This window comes from Microvirga arsenatis (assembly GCF_009910705.1).
Classification (GTDB): domain Bacteria; phylum Pseudomonadota; class Alphaproteobacteria; order Rhizobiales; family Beijerinckiaceae; genus Microvirga; species Microvirga arsenatis.
Window position 1 is genome coordinate 29,290 of sequence record NZ_JAAAXJ010000002.1, and the last position, 18,674, is coordinate 47,963.

The following is an 18,674-nucleotide window of genomic DNA, read 5'->3' on the forward strand; positions in this document are numbered from 1 at the left end:
TCGCCCCCGCTCGTCCAAGACTCCTGTGACCACCCCGCATCCAGGACCCTTTTCCAGCAATGCACGCCCTCTTTGTCGGACAGACCTATATCGACGTGACCTTCCTGGCGGACGAGCTCCCCACCGGCGACGAGAAGACCGTCGCGCGGGATTACGCAATCTCGTTCGGCGGCAATGCGGTGACGGCCGCCTTCGCCTGCGCCAAGCTCGGGATCGCGCCGGACCTCCTCACCTCGATCGCGGACGACTGGCTCGGCCGCATGTTCATCGACATGGCGGCGAAGTACGGCATTTCCGTTCATCATCGGAAAGTCCACGAATCCTCCCTGTCCTTCATCATGCCGCGGGGCGGCAAGCGCGCCATCGTCCGCTGCCGCGACGACCATTACCTCCACCCCGTCCCGCCGCTGAACCTCCAGGGCTGCAAGGCCTTGCACCTCGACGGCCACCAGGCGGATGCGGCCATGCACTACGCCAAGGCCTGCCGCGAGGCCGGCATCCTCACCTCCCTCGACGGCGGCGGCCTGCGCTCCAACACCCATGAGCTTCTGGAGTTCATCGATGTCGCCATCGTGGCCGAGCGTCTCTGCGAGCAGATGAACCTGTCGCCGGCCGGAATGCTGGACTACCTCAAGAGCCGCGGCTGCAGGATCGGCGGCGTGACCTTGGGCGAGCGGGGCCTCGTCTGGTATGACGAGACCGGCACGAACGGCGTCATGCCCGCGCTCGACGTTCCGGCCGAGAAGGTGGTGGACACGAACGGGGCCGGCGACATCTTCCATGGCGCCTATGTCTATTCCGCCATGGCCCGGCCGGAGCTTCCGTGGCGCGAGCACTTCATCTTCGCCCGGGCCGCATCCTCCCATGCCATCCAGCACCTCGGCAACGAGGCGAGCCTCCCGGCGCTGGAGGATATCGGCCGGGTGCAGGCGCTCTTCCCTGAGAAGGCACGATCCGGCGCGGGGATGGGCGCGGATTTGGAAAAAGCGAGCTGACTCTCTAGAATAATATTACATCTGACATATGATTCAGCCCCGGCCGCTTCCCGCCGATGGCTCATTCGAAAAGGATGCAAGCGTGAGTCCTTATCAATCCTGGGCTTATGGACTCAACGAGATCCGCTTCCAGGGAGCAGAAGGGGGGTTCAGCCGGGAGGCTCTGTCCGAGCTTCTCGAGAAGGTGCCGCTGGCCATTGCCGTCACCTTGGGAGCCCAGCAGCGCTTCGCCTTCGCCAACCGCCTGTTCCGGTCGGCCCTGTCCGTTCCGGACGAGGACCTGATCGGGCGAACCGTCTCCGAGGTCATGGGTGACCGCTACACCCCCGAGCTTCAGGATGCGCGCGAAAAAACCTTTCAGACCGGCGAGCCTCAGGAGCTGAAGGATTATCCTCTCGTCCTGACGCCCGGCACGACCACCTATTGGGACATCAAGCTGCTGCCGGTTCGCGATGGCGACGATCGGATCAATGGCATCCTGACCCTCGCGGCTCATGTGACCGAGCGGGTCAAGGCCCGCAGCGAGGCCGAGATCAAGGCCCGGGAGGTAACGCTCCACAACGAGCGCCTGGCGCTCGCCGTCGAGGCGACGGAGATGGGCCTGTGGGAGTGGAACGCCCAAAGCGGGGAAACCTTCTGGTCGGACCGGCAGAAGGAGATCTTCGGCCTGGCGAAGGACGAGCCTGCAACCTACGAGTTCTGGTACTCGGCCATACATCCGGAGGATCGCGAGCACGTCGTCAGCAGCATTGGCGCCCTGAGCGAACCACGCTCGGGAGGACAACTCCAACTCGAGCACCGGATCATCCGCCCGGACGGGGAGATCCGCTGGATCCTCAGCCGCGGGCGCATGCTGTACGAGATCGTGGACGGCGAGCTGAAGCCCGCCCGCCTTCTCGGCACCGTTGTCGACATCACCGAGCGCCGCCGTGGCGAGGAGGTCCGACAGCTCCTGGTGCAGGAGCTCAACCACCGGGTCAAAAACCTCTTTGCCATGACGAGCGGCATGATCGCGCTCACCGCGCGCACGGCCCAGACGCCGAAGGAGATGGCTGCGGCCCTGCGCGGGCGCATCGAGGCCCTGGCGCGGGCGCACGAGCTCATCCGCCCCGCCATCACCGGCAGCGAGCCGGCCGACGGCGAGACCTCGATCGAGGAGATCGTTCAGGCGATCCTGGCGCCCCACATCATCCAGGATGGGCCTCCGCAGATGACGCTCGACGGCCCGCCGGTGCGCATCGGCGCGAAGGCAGCGACGGTTCTGACCCTGGTGCTGCACGAGCTCGCCACCAATGCCTCGAAATACGGCGCCCTATCGGTTGCCGAGGGCCGCCTGGCGATCACCTGGATGCAGGGTGCGATGCTGACATTGCTGTGGCGGGAGGAAAACGGCCCCGCCGTCGCCGGTGCGCCGGCCGCGGAGGGCTTCGGCTCGAAGCTCGCGCGCCGAAGCGTGACGGATCAGCTCGGCGGCGCCATCGCTTACGACTGGCAGCCGGAGGGCCTGCAGGTGCGCATCGACCTGCCGCTCAGCCAGCTGCGCACGTAACAGGAAAGGCAGCCGTCAGGCCGCCTTCTTCTGGTAATCCTTCACGTCCGAGAATCGGATCGCCTTGTAGCGGTCCATCTCGTATTGAAGGTTGAACTGGTTGGGCGCCATGAACACCGGGGCCTCGTCGAGATCGCGCGCCATGGACGACAGGTGGCTCTCGATGAACTTGTCGAGCTCCCGCGGGTCGTCCGCCGTGATCCAGCGGCAGATGGAGAAGCGCGTCGGCTCGTAGTCGATCGGCAGGCCGTATTCGGCTCCCAGGCGCTCCTTCAGCACGTCGAGCTGCAGCGCGCCGACGACGCCGACGATGGCGCCGGACCCGTCCTGCGGCACGAAGAGCTGCACCACGCCCTCCTCGGCCATCTGCTGCAACGCCTCGCGCAGCTTCTTCGCCTTCATGGCATCCTGCAGCTTGATGCGGCGCAGGATCTCCGGCGCGAAGCTCGGCACGCCGCGAAAGACGATGTCCTCGCCCTCGGTGAGCGTGTCGCCGATGCGCAGCGTCCCGTGGTTCGGGATGCCGACCACGTCGCCGGCCCAGGCTTCGTCCGCGATGGCGCGGTCCTGCGCGAAGAAAAATTGCGGCGTGTTGAGGCTCATGGGCTTGCCGGTGCGCACGAGCTTCACCTTCATGCCGCGCTGGAGCCTGCCGGAGCAGATGCGCATGAAGGCGATGCGGTCGCGGTGGTTCGGATCCATGTTGGCCTGGATCTTGAACACGAAGCCGGTCATGCGGCTCTCGCCCGCCTCCACGAGGCGCTTGTCCGCCTCCTGGCCGCGCGGCGGCGGCGCATGTTCGGCAAGCGCATCGATGAGGTCGCGCACACCGAAATTGCGCAAAGCGCTGCCGAAGAACACGGGCGTGAGATGCCCCTCGCGGAAGGCCTTGAGGTCGAAGGGCTTGCAGGCTTCCTGCGCGAGGAAGACCTCCTCCTGCCAGGCCTCCACCTCTTCCGGCGGCAGCAGGTTCAACAGCTTCGGATCGTCGGGGCCTGAGACCTCCATCAGCGCGTCGTCCGTATCGATGCGACGCACCTGGTTGCGGCGCAGGTCGAAGGTGCCGGCGAAGCCCTTGCCCTGGCTGATCGGCCAGGTGACGGGAGCCGTGTCGAGAGCGAGCGTCTTCTCGATCTCGTCGAGCAGGTCGAAGGGGTTGCGCGCCTCGCGGTCCATCTTGTTGATGAAGGTGACGATCGGGATGTCGCGCATGCGGCACACCTCGAAGAGCTTGCGGGTGCGCGCCTCGATGCCCTTGGCCGCGTCGATCACCATGATGGCGGAATCGACGGCGGTCAGCGTGCGGTAGGTGTCCTCGGAAAAGTCCTCGTGGCCCGGCGTGTCGAGCAGGTTGAAGACGCAGCCGCCATACTCGAAGGTCATGACCGAGGTCACCACCGAGATGCCGCGCTCCTTCTCGATGCCCATCCAGTCGGAGCGGGTCGAGACGCGGTTCTTCTTCGCCTTCACCTCGCCGGCGAGCTGGATCGCGCCCCCGAACAGCAGCAGCTTTTCGGTGAGCGTGGTCTTGCCCGCGTCCGGGTGGGAGATGATCGCAAAGGTTCGGCGGCGGCCCACGGGGGCCGGAAGATCGGTCATGGCTATCAAAATTCTCTGGGAACGAAGGTGGGGACAGAACGCCGCAGCGCCCCGCCCTTCCGCTGGGCTCTTCTCACCCCATATGGGGCTTTCCCGTCAACAGCGAAAGGAGGTGATCCAGTGTCTCATTGTCATACCCTACGTTCCCCGGTTGCCGCGACCTGGATCTTGGCCTCTGCCGAGATTTGTGCGTAACGCACCTTTAAGGGCGGCTCTTCGGGGCCGTGGAACCGACAATGGAAAGGCCGCCCCTCGGGGCGGCCTTTCTTGTTTCAGGCGCTGAGCAGCTTCCCCGTGCGCTTGGACTGAGTGCCGGCGACCTTGGCAATGCGCATGCCCCTCGTCACGAAGCGCCCGGCGATGCGGGCGAACATCACGCCGTCGCAGGGGGCCTTGGCCTCGGTGGTGAAGCCCGTCATGGGATCGACGATGTCGGCGATCACGTCACCGGCTTTCACGCGCGCTCCCACCTCGGCCTTGAAGACCAGGATCCCTGAGGCCGGCGCCGGAACAGGCTCGGAGGCAGCCAGCGGCGTTGCCCGGCAGAGGGCCTCCGGCACCCGCGGCGTCTCGCCCGCAATGGCGCCGCGCAGGATCAGGAAACTGACGATGGCCGCCGCATCGGCCCGGGCCGTCTCGTGGCTCACGTCCCGCTCGCCCCGGAACTCCAGGGTGGTCGAGTGGCAGCCGAAGGGGATCGGGTGATCCGGGAAGCGGTCGGCGAGTTCCGCCCAAGGGCGACTGCAGGCCTCGTCGAAAGGCTCGTCGCCCGACACGTCGGCGAGCAGGTAGGCATGGGCGCCGATGAGGGCGGAGAGCGGGGCGAATGCCTCCTCGGAGCGGGTGTGGGTGTAGAGGTGCACCACCGCCTCCGCGTCGCAATGCATGTCGAGGACGATGTCCGCCTCCAGGGCGAGGCCGAGCAGGGCCTTCTTCATCGTCTCGGCCGGGTTGGACGGCTCCCACACTTCGAGTTCCGCCCGCAAGGCCTCGCGGACGAGGCGGACATTCGCTTCCCCGTTGCCGGTCAACTTGCCGTCGATCCGCTCGGCCACCTTCGGCACGAAGTCGGGATAGCCCCGGTTGAAGTTGATCCCATCAGACAGGTTGAAGCGGCCGATATGGTCGCCCAGCACCCTTTGGCCAAGGCCGATGGGATTGGCGGAGGGCACGAGCACGATCTCGCCCCTGATCCGCCCCTCCGCCTCGAGGGCCGTGAGGCGCTCGCGCAGGTGATGGGCGGCAATCATGCCCGGGATCTCGTCGGCGTGGAGCGAGGCCTGGACATAGATGCGGGGGCGGGCGCCCTCCCGGCCGAAGCGCTGCACCGTCAGGGAGAGGTCGGCGCCGGGTGCGAGGGGCGAAAGCGCAATCTGTTCTGTTCTCATCACTCGTCACCGGATTCGGGGTGCGAAGCGCTCGGGCAGGGCAGCTCAGGTCGCCTGCCACCCCTGCGATTGAAAGACGAAGCGCCCGGGATTCGTGACGATGGCGGCCAGCCCCTGCAGGGCCGGCTCCGGGTTGACGATGGCATAGACCGGCACCCGGCTCGCCCAGGCATCGTGCGGCGCCTTCCGGTCGAAGGCCTCCCGGAACGGGCCGGCCTGAAGGATGTCGATCATCCGCGGCGCGATGCCCCCTGCGATGAACACGCCGCCGGAGGCTTCGAAGGTGAGCGCCAGGTCGCCGGCGAAGCGCCCGAGGAAGCGGGCGAAGAGCGCCAGCGTATCCTTGGCGAGATCGTCGTCCTCGCGGGCGGCGGCCAGCACATCGTTGGGCATGGCGAAGGGGCATTCCACGCCCCGATGGGCGGCCAAGGCCCTGGCGATGCGGAAAAGGCCCGGACCTGAGAGCACGACCTCGCCCGACACCCGCCCGCCGACCCGCTCCAGATGGGGCCAGAGGGCGGTTTCCTCGTCGGTGGTCGGCCCGAATTCCATATGCCCCGCCTCGGTCGCAAGGATCGCGAAGCGGTCCTCCACCGGCACGAGGGCGCCGGCGCCCAGGCCCGTGCCGGGCCCGAGCACCACCCGCGGGCCGGACCGGGCCGGCGCGAAGGCGCCGAGCGGCGCGAGGTCGCCCTTCGCCTCGTCGAGCACCGTCACGGATGCGGCAACCGGCGTGTAGTCGTTGACGAGGGTCACGCGCTCGAGCCCGAGCGCCCGGCCGATGGCCTGCGCATCGATCACCCAATGGGCATTCGTGAGGCGGATCGCCGGCGCATCCACCCGGGTGGCGACCGCAATGATGGCGGAGCGGGGGGCAGGCCCCGCATAGGCTTCGAGCGCAATCCGGATGGCGCCGACCGGGTCCGGCGTCTGCGCCGTCAGGGCGCGCGGGAGGAGCTGAACGGGATCGCCGGGCGCCGGCAGGACGGCGAAGCGGGCATTGGTGCCGCCGATATCGCCGAGCAGAACGGGAAATGCGAACATCGAAGCCTATCGTCCTTCTTGCCTCCGGCGCCCGATCCTTCCGGTCAGAACGCCTCCTCCCAGCTCCGGCTCAGGCGCACCGCCGAGTTGATGAGACCCACCATGGAGTAGGTCTGGGGGAAGTTGCCCCACAGCTCGCCGGTGGTGAAGTCCGCATCCTCAGAGAAGAGCCCGAAGGAGTTGCGCAGGCTCAGGATGTGCTCGAACAGCTCCCTCGCCTCCTCCTTGCGCCCGATGGCCCACAGCGCATCCACGTACCAGAAGCCGCAAATCATGAAAGCCGTGTGCATGCGCCCGAAATCGTCTTCCACATCATAACGCAGCAGCAAGTCGCCACGCCGCAGGGTCTTGCCCACAGCCTCCACGGTGGCGACGAAGCGCGGATCGTCCGCCTTCACGAAATCGAGCTCCGCCAGGAGGAGGAGCGTCGCATCGAGGTGCTCGCCGTCGAACGAGGAGACGAAGGTTCCCGTCTTGGGGTTGAAGGCGCGCTCGTTGATGACCTGGTGCATGCGCTCGGCATTCTCGCGCCAATAGGCGGCCCGGTCCTCGCGTCCCATCGCTTCGGCGATCTTGACGAGCCGGTCGCAGGCCGCCCAGCACATCACGCTCGGAAAGGTGTGCACGGCCGCCTTGGTGCGCAGCTCCCACGGGCCGGCATCGGGCTTGTCGAACACCTCGACCGCCCTTTCGCCCAGCTTTTCCAGATGCTCGAACAGGGCCCGGTTGCCGGTGCGGATGAGCCGCTTGTCGAGGAAGGCGTGGACGGAGGCCAGAACCACGCTGCCATAGGCATCGTTCTGGATCTGCGTGTAGGCCGCATTGCCCACGCGCACGGGCCCCATGCCGCGATAGCCTGCCAGCGCCGTCGCCTCGCGCTCCTCCAGATCCGGCGAGCGCGTGATGCTGAAGAGCGGCGGCATGTCCTTCTGGTCAGGGTTGGAATCCATGTCGTCGACGATGTTGGTGATGTAGGTGAGGTATTCCTCCATCGTCTTCGTGGTGCCGAGGCGGTTCAGCGCCTGGATCACGAAATAGGCATCCCGCAGCCAGCAATAGCGGTAGTCCCAGTTGCGCTGGGTGTGCGGCGCCTCCGGCACGGAAGTGGTGAGCGCCGCAACGATGGCGCCCGTCTCCTCGAAGTTGCAGAGCTTGAGCGTGATGGCGGCGCGGATCACCGCCTCCTGCCAGTCGAAGGGGATGGAGAGCGAGCGCACCCAGTCGCGCCAGAAATCCACCGTGCTGTCGAGGAAGGCGCGGGCGGTGGTGTCGGCCTCCGAGCGCAGGGGCTCGTCCTCGCCGAAGAAGAAGGACATCGGCCGGTCCACCACGAAGAAGCGCTCGTCCTGAACGTAGGAGATCGGCGCGTCCGTGGTGAGGCGCAGGGAGTAGTCCGGCCCGACGAAGCGCAGATGGTTGCTGCCGCGCGTGCGGCCGGGCGGACAATTGCCCCAGTCGAAATGGGGGCGCAGACGGAGGCGGATGCGTGGACGCCCCTTCACCGGCTGGACCCGGCGCACGAGCATCGGCGGGCGGAAGGTGCGGTCGAAATGCTTGAAGCGCGGGGCAAAATCCGTGATCTCGACGATGTTGCCGAAGGAATCCGTCAGGCGCGAGACGAGAACGGCCGTGTTCTGAAGGTAGCTCTGCTCGCAGCTGACCATGCCCGCCATGTCGATGGCGAACACGCCCTTCTGGTCCGCATCGCTCTGCCCTTCCGGGCAGTCGAGCAGGGCCGAGAAGACCGGGTCGCCGTCGAAGCGGGGGAAGCAGCTCCAGACGATCTGCGCGCGGCGATCCACCAGGGCCGAGATCATGCAATTGCCGATGACGGCGAGGTCCAACGAACTCATGTCAACAATCATCCCCTCTAAAAGGAAGAGAACCTTCGAGCGCCCATGTGGACAGGCAATGTCGCAAGTCCGCAGGCGTTCCAAGGCGCACCTTGGCCACGGTCTCGCCCGGGCCGATTCGCACGGAGAGGCCGCCATGGGCATTCACGGTCTTGAAGCCGTTTTCGTCGGTCAAGTCGTCCCCGACGAAGATCGGATGCCGGCCCCGGTAGGGCGACTCTTCGAGAAAGCGCTCGATCACCTTTCCCTTGCCGGCGGCCGAGGGCAGGATCTCCGCCACGGCCTTGCCGTACTGGATCCGGTAATTGTCGCCCAGGGCCTCGACGGCAGCCCGGGCGGTGGCGAGGGCAAAGTCCTTCTCGTGCGGGGCAAGCCGCCAGTGGATGGCGACCGAGCAGCCCTTGTCCTCGATCAGGACCCCGTCCTTGTCGGCCACGATCCGGTTCAGGCGCGCGACCGTCTCGCGCAGGGCCGGATGCTCCTCCGGATCGCACATGGACAGCCGCCCCGCGATGCGGTGCTCGAGCCCATGGAGGCCTGCCATGTCGAACCGGTGCGGCGCGAAGCGTCCGTCGAGAAAGGCGACCGGGCGTCCGCTGATGATGGCGAGCGCACCGCCGAGCCGCTCCTTGAGCCGGGTCAGGATGCGCGGCAGTTCCGGCTCCACGGCAACCGCGTCGGGGCGCTCGACGATGTCGACGAGGGTCCCGTCGAAATCGAGGAAGAGGGCATAGTTCTCGTTCATGTCAGGCATCGGCCTTGTCGTCCTGCATGAGCGTCACGCATTGGCAGGCGCCCGGCGGCGCCCCTTGGCGATGAGCCGCCGGATCCGCTGCTGCTTGCGCAGGCGGGAGGCGGCCAGCAGCATCTGGCCGGCCCAGCGGTAGACGTTGCGCTCCTTCACCTGGTCGCGCATCAGCCGCATCCGCTCGCGCTGCTCCGGCTGCGGCATGGTGAGCGCCCGGTTGATCGCCTCGCCCATGGCATGGGCGTTGTATGGATTGACGATCAGCGCCTCCGACAATTCGCGGGAAGCCCCGGCGAAGGCCGAGAGGATGAGCACGCCCTGCTCGTCGTCGCGGGCGGCCACGAACTCCTTGGCGACGAGGTTCATGCCGTCATGCAGGCTGGACACGATGCACAGGTCCGCGGCGCGGAAGAGTTCGAACACCTCGTCGGGCTCGTGGTGGCGGATGAGGAGCTTGATGGGCTCGTACCCGTCTCCCCCATGCCGCTCGTTAATCTCGCGGGCGAGCGCCTCCGCCTCCTCCTGGAGCTGGCGGTAGTTCTGGAGCTTGCTGCGGGTCGGGGCTGCAACCTGGACGAAGGCGAAGTTCCCGTGCCATTCGGGGTGCTCGGCCAGCAGGACGTCGATGGCCTGCATGCGGTCGAGGATGCCCTTGGTATAGTCGAACCGCTCGATGCCGACGCCGATGCGCATGTCAGGGGGAAGGCCGAGGCGCTCGCGCACGATCCGGCGGCATTCCTCCACCGGCCTCTGCCCCTCCAGCGCCGTCGGCGGCCATTCGATGGAGATCGGATAAGGCCGGATCAGGGTCTCCTCGCCGCCGAAGATCACCGAATCCTTCTCCCGGTCGATGCGGCTTTCCACGTAGGAATCCACCGAATCGAGGAAGTTGTTGCAATGGGCCTGGGTATGGAAGCCCAGGATCGAGGAGCCCAGCAGCCCGTCGATGATCTCCTCGCGCCAGGGGCAGATGCCGAAGGTCTCCGCATTGGGCCAGGGAATATGCCAGAAGGTGACGATGGTCGCCTGGGGCAGCCGGTCCCGGATCATGCGGGGCAGCAGGGCGAAATGGTAGTCCTGCACCAGGATGATCGGATCCTCGCGCTTGGCCTCGGCAACGATGGCCTCGGCGAACTTCTCGTTCACGGACCGGTAGAACTGCCAGTCGCTCTCGCGGAAGATCGGCCGCACGAAGGCGATGTGGCAGAGCGGCCAGAGTCCCTCGTTCGCCGCCCCGTAATAATAGCCGTCCTGCTCCTCCTCCGAGAGCCAGACCCGGCGCAGGGTGTAGGAGGGGTTGTTCGGCGGCACGGGCACCCGGTCGCCGGCATCGACCGTCTCCCGGTCCGCGCTGCCGCTGCCATGGGCGACCCAGGTGCCGCCGCAGGCGCGCACCACCGGCTCCAGGGCCGAGACGAGACCGCTCGCGGGGATCTGCAGGCTGATTCGGCCGTCCTCGGTTCTGTTGTGGATATAGGGCTCGCGGTTCGAGACCACGATCACCTCCGAGCCCGACAGCTCGTTGGCCAGGGCTGCCCGCAAGGTGTCGGGGCTCCAGTCGGTATGGGCGGCATCGATGGTGCGGCGCGAGGCCTCCAGCTCCTGCAGGACGTCGCGGATCTCCTGGCCGAGGGGGATGATGTTCTCCTCGACCGGCGGCTGGGCGCCCCCCGCCCGGGCGTTCTCGAGCGCCTGGCGGATGGAGGCCAGCCAGCGCCTCATGATGATGGCGGCGATCATGGCGGCCAGGGCCGCAGCCCCGAAGGCGACGCCGGCGAGGGCCAGGAAGAGATAGTTGCGCGCCTCCCCGCCCCTCTGGTCGGCATAGCTGAGGTCATGAAGCACCACGAGGTGCCCTGCCCGGCCGCCTGCATTCAGGGGAAACGAGCTGACCAGCACGTTGTGGTCCTGGTTCCGCACGGTCGAGAAGCTCTCCGCATCGGACCGCGACGCCTCCGTGCAGGAGAAGGAGGGAGGCATGTTGCGGGAGGGAAAGCGCAGTTCCTGCCCATCGCAAAAGCCGATGGCCAGGACGCGCTCGTCGGAGGCGATGCGCTCGAACAGGGTTGCAATCTGCTGGGTGTCGTTGCGGGCCAGCAAGCCGCTGACCTGGTCGCGCACGGAGTTGAACACGAGGCGGGACCGCAATTCGACGTCACGGCGCGACCATTGCTCCACGAAGGACGTCGCAAAGGGCAGCACGGCCAGGATGACGATGGCCGCGACGAGCATCGCGATGCCGCCAAAGCGGAAGATGATCCTCAAAGCACTCAGTTCCTCAAGAAGTCGATACCTGCATCGAGCGGCCGGGCGGGCTCCGGGCGAGCCCTTGGACCTCGCCTTCGATGGAGGGCTGCAGGGGAATGCGGCCTTCGCCCCTGTTATGGGCTCCCGGACCGAACTTTCCAGGCTTGAGCGGAACGGGAGGAGGATCGGAGGGCTCCCGAAACGAAAACCGCGGCCCGTGGTGTCGACACGGGCCGCGGTTCCAGGACTCGAAAGGCGGGAGGGTCAGTGCTCGCGGAAGGCGCGGGCGATCTGCTCCTGCATCGGCTTGAAGAAGTACTCGAGCGGGGTGCGCTCGTTCACCTCGACGAAGACCTCCGCCTGCATGCCGGCGATCAGGTGCAGGTTCTCGAGCTTCTTGAGCTCGTTCTGCGGCAGCTCGATGCGGATCGTATAGAAGGTGGTGCCTGTCTGCTGGTCGCGGGACACGTCGGCCGAGATGCGGCTCACGGTGCCGTGCAGGTCGGGCATGTTGCGGGCGTTGGAGGCATGGACCTTCACTGTCGCCTTCTGGCCGATCTTCACCTGGTCGATCTCGTTGGGGAGAACCCTCGCCTCGAGCTCGAGCTTGTCGTTCACGGGCACGATGTTCATCACCGGCTCGGCGGGCGAGATCACGCCGCCGATGGTGTGCACGTTGAGCTGGTGCACGTAGCCGTCGCTCGGCGCACGGATGTCGATGCGCTTGAGCTGATCCTCGGCCGCCACGCGGCGCTCGGTGTACTCCGCGACCTTGGCCTGGATCTCGCGCAGCTCCTGCACCGCCTCGGCGCGGGTCTGCTCGTCGATCTGGATGATCTGGAACTCCGTCTCGGCGATGCGGCTCTCGGCCTGGGCCACCGACGCGATGAGCTGGCCGCGCTGGCCTTCGATGCTGGCGGCATCGCGCTCGAGCGCGTTGAGGCGCGTGATCGGAACCAGGTTCCTCTGGTAGAGGTCGCGCACGCCCTTGAGCTCGTCCACGATCAGCTCGGCCTCGCGGGCCTTGGCCTGCTGCTGCGCCCTCAGGCCCACGATCTCGTCGCGGGACTGGGCGATGCGCTTCTTGAGCTGGTCCTTCTGCGCCTCGCGCGAGGCGCGGCGCGCCACGAACAGGGTTCGCTCGGAGGACATGATCTTCTGCACGGCCGGCTCGTTGAGACGGTGGGCGAATTCCGGCGGGGTCTGCACATCGGGAGCACCGTCGCGCTCGGCCTCGAGACGGGCCTGGCGGCCGAGATACTCGTCGAGCTGCTTGGCGACCACCTGAAGGTTGGCCCGGGTCACCGTCTCATCCAGGCGGATCAGGAGATCGCCCTGTGCGACGCGGTCGCCCTCCTTCACCTTCAGCTCGCCGACGATGCCGCCGGTCGAGTGCTGGACCTTCTTGACGCTGGTGTCGACCACGAACTGACCGCCGGCGACGACCGCGCCGGAAAGCGTCGAGGTGGCCGCCCACAGGCCGATGGTTCCGCCGAAGAGGCCGATCATGGCCATGCCGCCGATCGCGGACTGGCGCAGGATCCGCTGGTGGACGGAAGGCTTCTTTTCGGGAGCTTGAATGACCAACATTTAACCGACCTCTCGCAGGTTGGCCGCGGGAGCGGCCGGCGCCTGCTGCGGGCGCGCCGGAGGCGGCGCCGCGTTGCGCTTCATGACGGATTGCAGGACCTCGTCCCGCGGGCCCATGGCCTTGATCCGGCCCTCTTCCATGATGGCGACCTGATCGACCTGACCGAGAGCGGCCGGGCGGTGCGTGATCACGACCACGATGCCGCCGCGCTTGCGGACCGACAGGATGGCCTGGTTCAGGGCCTCGTCGCCGGCGCCGTCGAGGCTGGCATTCGGCTCGTCGAGCACGACCAGGAACGGGTTGCCGTAGAGGGCGCGGGCGAGCGCCACGCGCTGGCGCTGGCCGCCCGAGAGGGAGGCCCCGCCCTCGCCGAGGCGGGTGTCGTAGCCGTCGGGCAGGTTCAGGATGAGCTCGTGCGCGCCGGCCGCCTGGGCCGCGGCGATGACGTCCTCCGGCTTCGCGTCGGGCTGGAAGCGGGAGATGTTCTCCGCGACCGTGCCCTCGAACAGCTCCACGTCCTGAGGCAGGTAGCCGATGTGGCGGCCGAGCGCGTCGGATTCCCACTGGTCGAGGGCGGCGCCGTCGAGGCGGATCTCGCCGCGCAGGGTCGGCCACACGCCGACGAGGGCCCGGGCCAGGGTCGACTTGCCGGAGGCGCTGGGACCGATGAGGCCGAGGCCCTGGCCGGCGCGGAGCTGCAGCGAGGCGGCCTGGACGATCGGCAGCGAAGCGCCGGGAGCGCCCACATAGATGTCCTCGACCGACAGGACGGCCTTCGGCGCGGGCAGCGGCATGCGCTGGCCCTGGGCAGGCACCAGGGACATGATGTGCTGCAGGCGGCGATAGGCCTGGCGGGAGGCGGTGAAGCCCTTCCAGTGCGCCACCGCGATTTCGATGGGAGCGAGCGCGCGGGACATGAGGATCGAGCCGGCGATCATCAGGCCGCCCGACATCTCACCCTGGATCACGTAATAGGCGCCCAGGCCCAGCACGGCGGACTGGAGCACCATGCGGAAGACCTTGGCGAAGGCGCTGATGCCCGCCGAAGACTCGCTGGCCATCAGGCCGTCGTTGACGTGGCGGACATGGATCTCGTCGTAGCGCTTGGAGAGGTAGCTCAGCATGCCGTTGGCCCGGATGGCCTCGGCGTTGCGGCGGCTGGTCTCCGCGATGGCATGGCGCTCGGCGCCGCTCTTCGTCACCTCGTAGGAGGGGCCCTTGCTCTTGGCGTCCGTGTAGATCGTCAAGAGAATGATGACGACGCCGCCGGCCACGGACAGCACGCCGATGCCAGGATGGATCATGAAGCAGCCGATGAGGAAGATCGGCATGAAGGGCATGTCGAAGAGCGCGGTCGGGCCCAGGCTCGAGAGGAAGCCGCGGATCGTGTCGAGGTCGCGGATCGGCTGCATGCTCTCGGCCTGCTTGGCGCCCTTCAGCGGCATCGTGGCCACGAGGTCGAACACGCGGTGGGAGAGCAGCTCGTCGAAGCGAGCGCCGATTCGGGCCAGCATGCGGCTGCGGATCATGTCGAGACCGCCGGAGAGGGCGAAGGCCGCCAGCGTGATCAGGGACAGGCCGATGAGCGTGGGAATGCTCCGGCTCGACAGCACCCGGTCGTAGACCTGGAGCATGTAGATGGAGCCTGTGAGGGCAAGAAGGTTCACCACGGCCGAAAAGACCGCCACCCCCGTGAAGGAGGGAAAGCACGACTTCAGAGCGTCTTGGACCTCTGTGCTTTCTTCCCGATGTCTCGATGCCTGCTTCATGTTGTCTTTCCATCGGCACGCCGGCAACCCGGCGCCTGCTGGTTGGTACCATTGCGCAAGGTTATACCTTACCACAATGTTCGCCATCTGACGATGGCCGCGATGTCGGGCTTTTGGCCCCACAAGAGTATCTCGTTATAGTTAGGCCAGGAGGCCCTGCTGTCGCACTACTCTTATGGGTATCGAGGTGCCCCTAAGGTGTCGCCTTCCGTTACGCCACCTTTTGTAACCCTATCCACTGTAACTATGTCAACAAAAAGTCTCGTCAAAGGCAGAAAAGAATTTTCTTCCCCTTTGTTCGAAGGGGAGCAACGTAACTACGTAGGACCGGAAATAACGGTTTGGTAAACTTTTATGGTTAATCGTCTCTGACCTACAATTGAGGTCGGATTATGGAATCCACGAAGCGCCCCCAGGAGCCCGGCGAGGCCAAGGCCTCCCCAGCCCAAGCCGTTCAGATCGATCCCGCTGCGAGCGCCGCCTTGGCGGAGGCCGTTCGCAGCGCCAGAGGCGAGGCGAAACCCGCCACCGCCTCGTCCCCGACCATGGAACCGAACCCGTCCGCCGGACGCTGGGCGGCTTCCGCCAGGCTGGCGGCCCAGGCCGCGGTTGCGCTGCTGCTCGTGGGAGCGGGGTGGTCCGCCTCCTATACCGGCACCCTGGCCAGCCGCGACGCGATCGGCAGGCTTGAGGCCGAGGCTGCCCGCAGCCGGGAGATCCTCGACCGCCTCGGCAGCGATGTCGACGCCCTCAAGCAGACGGTCGCCGCCTACCGGGAAGTCGAGCACACCGCATCGACCGCCTCCGCTTCGGAGCGGACGACGCTGGCCGACAAGGTCGAACGCCTCGCCGTCAGTCTCCAAGAGCCCGGCAAGAAGCTCTCGTCGCTCGAGGAGAGGCTGGAGCGGATGGAGGGTCAGATCATGGCCACCCTCGCCTCACTCAGCACCAAGCCCGCGGCCCCACCCGCCCCGGCGCCTGCACCGGCCGCGCCCGTCCAGGCGACCGAGGCTGCGGTTCGCGAGGAGGCGCCGGCTCCCAAGTCGCTCCGGAACGAGCCCGTCGACGGCTGGGTGCTGCGCGAGGTCTATGACGGCGCGGCCCTCGTGGAGAGCCGCAACCGCCGCCTCTACGAGGTCATGCCCGGCGGCATCCTGCCCGGCGTCGGCAAGGTGGAGGCCATCGAGCGCCGCGGCGCCCGCTGGGTGGTGCTCACCGACAAGGGCTTCATCGGCACCTATCGCTAATGGGGAATGAGCCCCCTCAGGCCATAGACGAGCCCCGCGAAAACCGCGAGGCTCGCCAGGTAGAGAAGGACGAACCAGAGCAGGCGCGTGGAGCGCCGCTCCGGCCTGGGATGTGCGTTCTCCGGCATCAATGGTATCCGTAGCCGCCGCCCTGGATCTCCTCGGCCACCTTGCCGCGGAACACCCAATAGGCGTAGGCCGTATACGCGAAGGTGATCGGCAGCACGATGGCGAAGCCGACGAGCGCGAAGAGTTGCGAACTGACCGTGTTGGCCGTGTCCCAGATGGTGAGGTTCGGCGGCACGTTGTAGGGAAAGAGGCTCACGCCCAACCCCAGATAGCCGAGCAGGAACAGGGCGATGGCCAGGAAGAACGGCCGGTAGTGACGCCCCTCCTCCAGATCGCGCAAGAGCCTGTAGGCCACATAGGCCGTGACCAGCGGGATCGGCGCCAGGAAGGCGACGTTGGGCCAGGAGAACCAGCGCGTCTCGATCTCCCGCCCGAGGAACGGCACCCACAGCGACACCGCCGCCATGGCCACGATGGTGAGCAGAAGGAAACGCACCGACATGCGCCGCGCCCAGATCTCCAGTTCGCCCGTGGTCTTCATCACGCACCAGGTCGCACCCAGAAGGGCATAGCCGAAGATCAGGCTGATGCCGGTGAGCACGCTGAACGGCGTGAGAAAATCGAAGGTGCCGCCGGTGAACTGGCGCCCGTCGTTGGAGAAGCCCTGCACGAAGGCGCCGAGCACCATGCCCTGGAAGAAGGTCGCCAGCAGCGAGCCGAAGAAAAAGGCGTTGTCCCACAGGAATTTCGAGCGGTCCGCCTTGAAGCGGAATTCGAAGGCCACGCCGCGGAAGATGAGCGCGATCAGCATGAGGATGATCGGCACGTAGAGCGCCGGCATCAGAACCGCATAGGCCACATGGAATACGGCGAAGAGGCCGCCGCCGCCGAGGATGAGCCAGGTCTCGTTGCCGTCCCAGATGGGAGCGACGGAAAACATCATGCGGTCGCGCCAGTTCTCGTTGTGAGCGGCCTTGAAGAGGATGCCGACGCCGAGATCGAAGCCGTCGACGATCACGTACATGGCCACCGCCACCGCGATCAGGCCCGACCAGATCAGCGGCAGCCAGAAGGCCAGTCCCTCATATTCCGTACCGAAGCTGAACATGGCGCCGTCTCCTATCGCACAGGCAAGGCTTTGTGGCCGGGTCGCCCGTCGAGACCCTCGTCGGGCACCGAGAACGGGCGCTTCGGCTTCTTGCCGATATCGTCGCCACGGATGTCCTCCACCGGATCAGGCCCGCGCCGCAGGAGCTTGGCGAGGTAGTAGGAGCCGAAGCCGAACACGAAGGCATAGACGACGATGAAGGTCAGCAGCGATGCCGTGACCGCACCGGCCGAGACGGGCGAAACCGCATCGGCCGTGCGCAGGTGCCCGTAGACCACCCAGGGCTGGCGGCCGATCTCGGCCGTGAACCAGCCGAAGAGCACGGCGCCGAAGCCCGAGGGCGTCATGATCATGGCCGCCGTGAGAAAGGCCCGGTTGGTGAACAGCGTGCCCTTCCAGCGCAGATAGAGGCTCCACAGGCCGATGCCGAGCATGGCGAAGCCGATCCCCACCATGATGCGGAAGGAGAAGAACACGGGCCAGACCGGCGGGCGATCCTCGGGCGGCACCTCCTTGAGCCCCGGAACCTCGCCGTCGAAGGCATGGGTCAGCACCCAGCTTCCGATCTTCGGGATGCCGATCTCGTAATGGTTGGTCTCCGCTTCCGTGTCGGGAATCGCGAAGAGGCGCAGGGGCATGTTGGACATGCGGTCCCAGTTGCCCTCAATCGCGGCGAGCTTCGTCGGCTGATACTTCAGCACGCCGAGGCCATGGAGATCGCCGATGATGATCTGCACGGGCACGAAGATGGTGGCGAACCACAGGGCCATGGACAGCGAGCGCCGCGAGGCGGCAAGCTTCGCCTCCGGGGCATCGTGCGGGTGGCGCAGCAGCATCCAGGCGGACATCCCGGCAACCGCAAAGGCCGTCGTCAGGTAGCAGCCCATCACCATATGGGCATAGCGCAACGGGAAGGATGGATTGAACACGATCTTGAACCAGTCGACCGGCACCGCCTTGCCGTTCTCGATCGCGAAGCCGTCCGGCGTCTGCATCCAGGAATTGGCGGAGAGGATCCAGAAGGCCGAGATCAGCGTGCCGAGCGCCACCATGCAGGTGGCGAAGAAATGCAGGCGGTCGCCCACCCTCTCCCATCCGAACAGCATGATGCCGAGGAACGCCGCCTCGAGAAAGAACGCCGTGATGACCTCGTAGGCGATGACGGGCCCCAGAACGTTGCCCGTGAACTCCGAGAACCGCGACCAGTTCGTGCCGAACTGGTAGCTCATGACGATGCCGGACACGACGCCGAGGCCGAAGGAGACGGCGAAGACCTTGACCCAGAAGCGGAAAAGGTTGCGGTAGAGCGGGTTGCCGGTGCGCAGCCAGTTGAACTCGAGCGCCGCGAGCCAACTCGCAAGGCCGATGGTGAAAGCGGGAAAGATGATGTGAAAGGCGATTGTGAACGCGAACTGGATGCGCGAGAGAATCAGGGCATCGAATTCCATACCGCTTCCCCTTGGACGT

Annotated in this window: 14 protein-coding genes; 3 read left to right on the forward strand and 11 right to left on the reverse strand. The window is 66.6% G+C overall.

Annotated elements, in window-relative coordinates; translation table 11 throughout:
* Positions 1-59: 59 nt before the first annotated feature.
* On the forward strand, positions 60-995 hold the full coding sequence (locus GR303_RS03445) for a sugar kinase (RefSeq protein WP_246205258.1): 936 nt from the start codon (positions 60-62) through the stop codon (positions 993-995).
* Between the two features lie 82 nt (positions 996-1,077).
* Positions 1,078-2,544: a PAS domain-containing protein gene (locus tag GR303_RS03450; RefSeq protein WP_161721390.1), complete on the forward strand. Its 1,467-nt coding sequence runs from the start codon at positions 1,078-1,080 to the stop codon at positions 2,542-2,544.
* A 15-nt stretch (positions 2,545-2,559) separates the two neighbouring features.
* Here the strand turns inward: GR303_RS03450 and GR303_RS03455 are convergent, their stop codons facing one another.
* The 8 genes from GR303_RS03455 to GR303_RS03490 form a co-directional block, all read right to left on the reverse strand.
* Positions 2,560-4,143, reverse strand: a complete 1,584-nt coding sequence (locus tag GR303_RS03455) for a peptide chain release factor 3 (RefSeq protein ID WP_161721389.1) — start codon at positions 4,141-4,143, stop codon at positions 2,560-2,562.
* Between the two features lie 272 nt (positions 4,144-4,415).
* Positions 4,416-5,531: a succinylglutamate desuccinylase/aspartoacylase family protein gene (locus tag GR303_RS03460; protein WP_161721388.1), complete on the reverse strand. Its 1,116-nt coding sequence runs from the start codon at positions 5,529-5,531 to the stop codon at positions 4,416-4,418.
* Positions 5,532-5,576: 45 nt separating this feature from the next.
* On the reverse strand, positions 5,577-6,557 hold the full coding sequence (locus GR303_RS03465; protein ID WP_425515141.1) for a glucokinase: 981 nt from the start codon (positions 6,555-6,557) through the stop codon (positions 5,577-5,579).
* A gap of 62 nt (positions 6,558-6,619) precedes the next feature.
* A complete protein-coding gene (locus GR303_RS03470; RefSeq protein WP_161721386.1) occupies positions 6,620-8,428 on the reverse strand; it encodes a glycoside hydrolase family 15 protein in 1,809 nt (602 codons plus the stop codon).
* A 1-nt stretch (position 8,429) separates the two neighbouring features.
* Positions 8,430-9,182 (reverse strand): trehalose-phosphatase, encoded by a 753-nt coding sequence (otsB, locus tag GR303_RS03475; RefSeq protein ID WP_246205256.1) that lies wholly within the window; start codon positions 9,180-9,182, stop codon positions 8,430-8,432.
* 24 nt (positions 9,183-9,206) lie between these two features.
* Complete coding sequence (locus GR303_RS03480) at positions 9,207-11,408, reverse strand: alpha,alpha-trehalose-phosphate synthase (UDP-forming) (RefSeq protein WP_246205296.1); 2,202 nt, start codon at positions 11,406-11,408, stop codon at positions 9,207-9,209.
* Between the two features lie 279 nt (positions 11,409-11,687).
* Positions 11,688-13,013 (reverse strand): HlyD family type I secretion periplasmic adaptor subunit, encoded by a 1,326-nt coding sequence (locus GR303_RS03485; RefSeq protein WP_161721384.1) that lies wholly within the window; start codon positions 13,011-13,013, stop codon positions 11,688-11,690.
* Positions 13,014-14,783, reverse strand: a complete 1,770-nt coding sequence (locus tag GR303_RS03490; RefSeq protein WP_246205255.1) for a type I secretion system permease/ATPase — start codon at positions 14,781-14,783, stop codon at positions 13,014-13,016.
* 392 nt (positions 14,784-15,175) lie between these two features.
* Between GR303_RS03490 and GR303_RS03495 the strand changes: the two genes are divergently transcribed.
* Positions 15,176-16,030, forward strand: a complete 855-nt coding sequence (locus GR303_RS03495; protein ID WP_161721382.1) for a ribonuclease E inhibitor RraB — start codon at positions 15,176-15,178, stop codon at positions 16,028-16,030.
* On the opposite strand, the gene GR303_RS25100 is transcribed toward GR303_RS03495, so the two are convergent.
* From GR303_RS25100 to GR303_RS03505, 3 genes are read right to left on the reverse strand one after another with little or no spacing between them, the layout of a single operon-like run.
* Positions 16,027-16,158 carry a hypothetical protein gene (locus tag GR303_RS25100; protein WP_281351416.1) on the reverse strand — a complete coding sequence of 44 codons (132 nt, stop codon included), beginning with the start codon at positions 16,156-16,158 and terminating at the stop codon, positions 16,027-16,029. The two genes, GR303_RS03495 and GR303_RS25100, sit on opposite strands and share 4 nt — an antisense overlap.
* Positions 16,158-17,207 carry a cytochrome d ubiquinol oxidase subunit II gene (gene cydB, locus GR303_RS03500; RefSeq protein ID WP_161721381.1) on the reverse strand — a complete coding sequence of 350 codons (1,050 nt, stop codon included), beginning with the start codon at positions 17,205-17,207 and terminating at the stop codon, positions 16,158-16,160. The genes GR303_RS25100 and cydB overlap by 1 nt, the downstream gene beginning before the upstream one ends.
* An 11-nt stretch (positions 17,208-17,218) precedes the next feature.
* Positions 17,219-18,655 (reverse strand): cytochrome ubiquinol oxidase subunit I, encoded by a 1,437-nt coding sequence (locus GR303_RS03505; RefSeq protein WP_161721380.1) that lies wholly within the window; start codon positions 18,653-18,655, stop codon positions 17,219-17,221.
* Positions 18,656-18,674 lie beyond the last annotated feature (19 nt).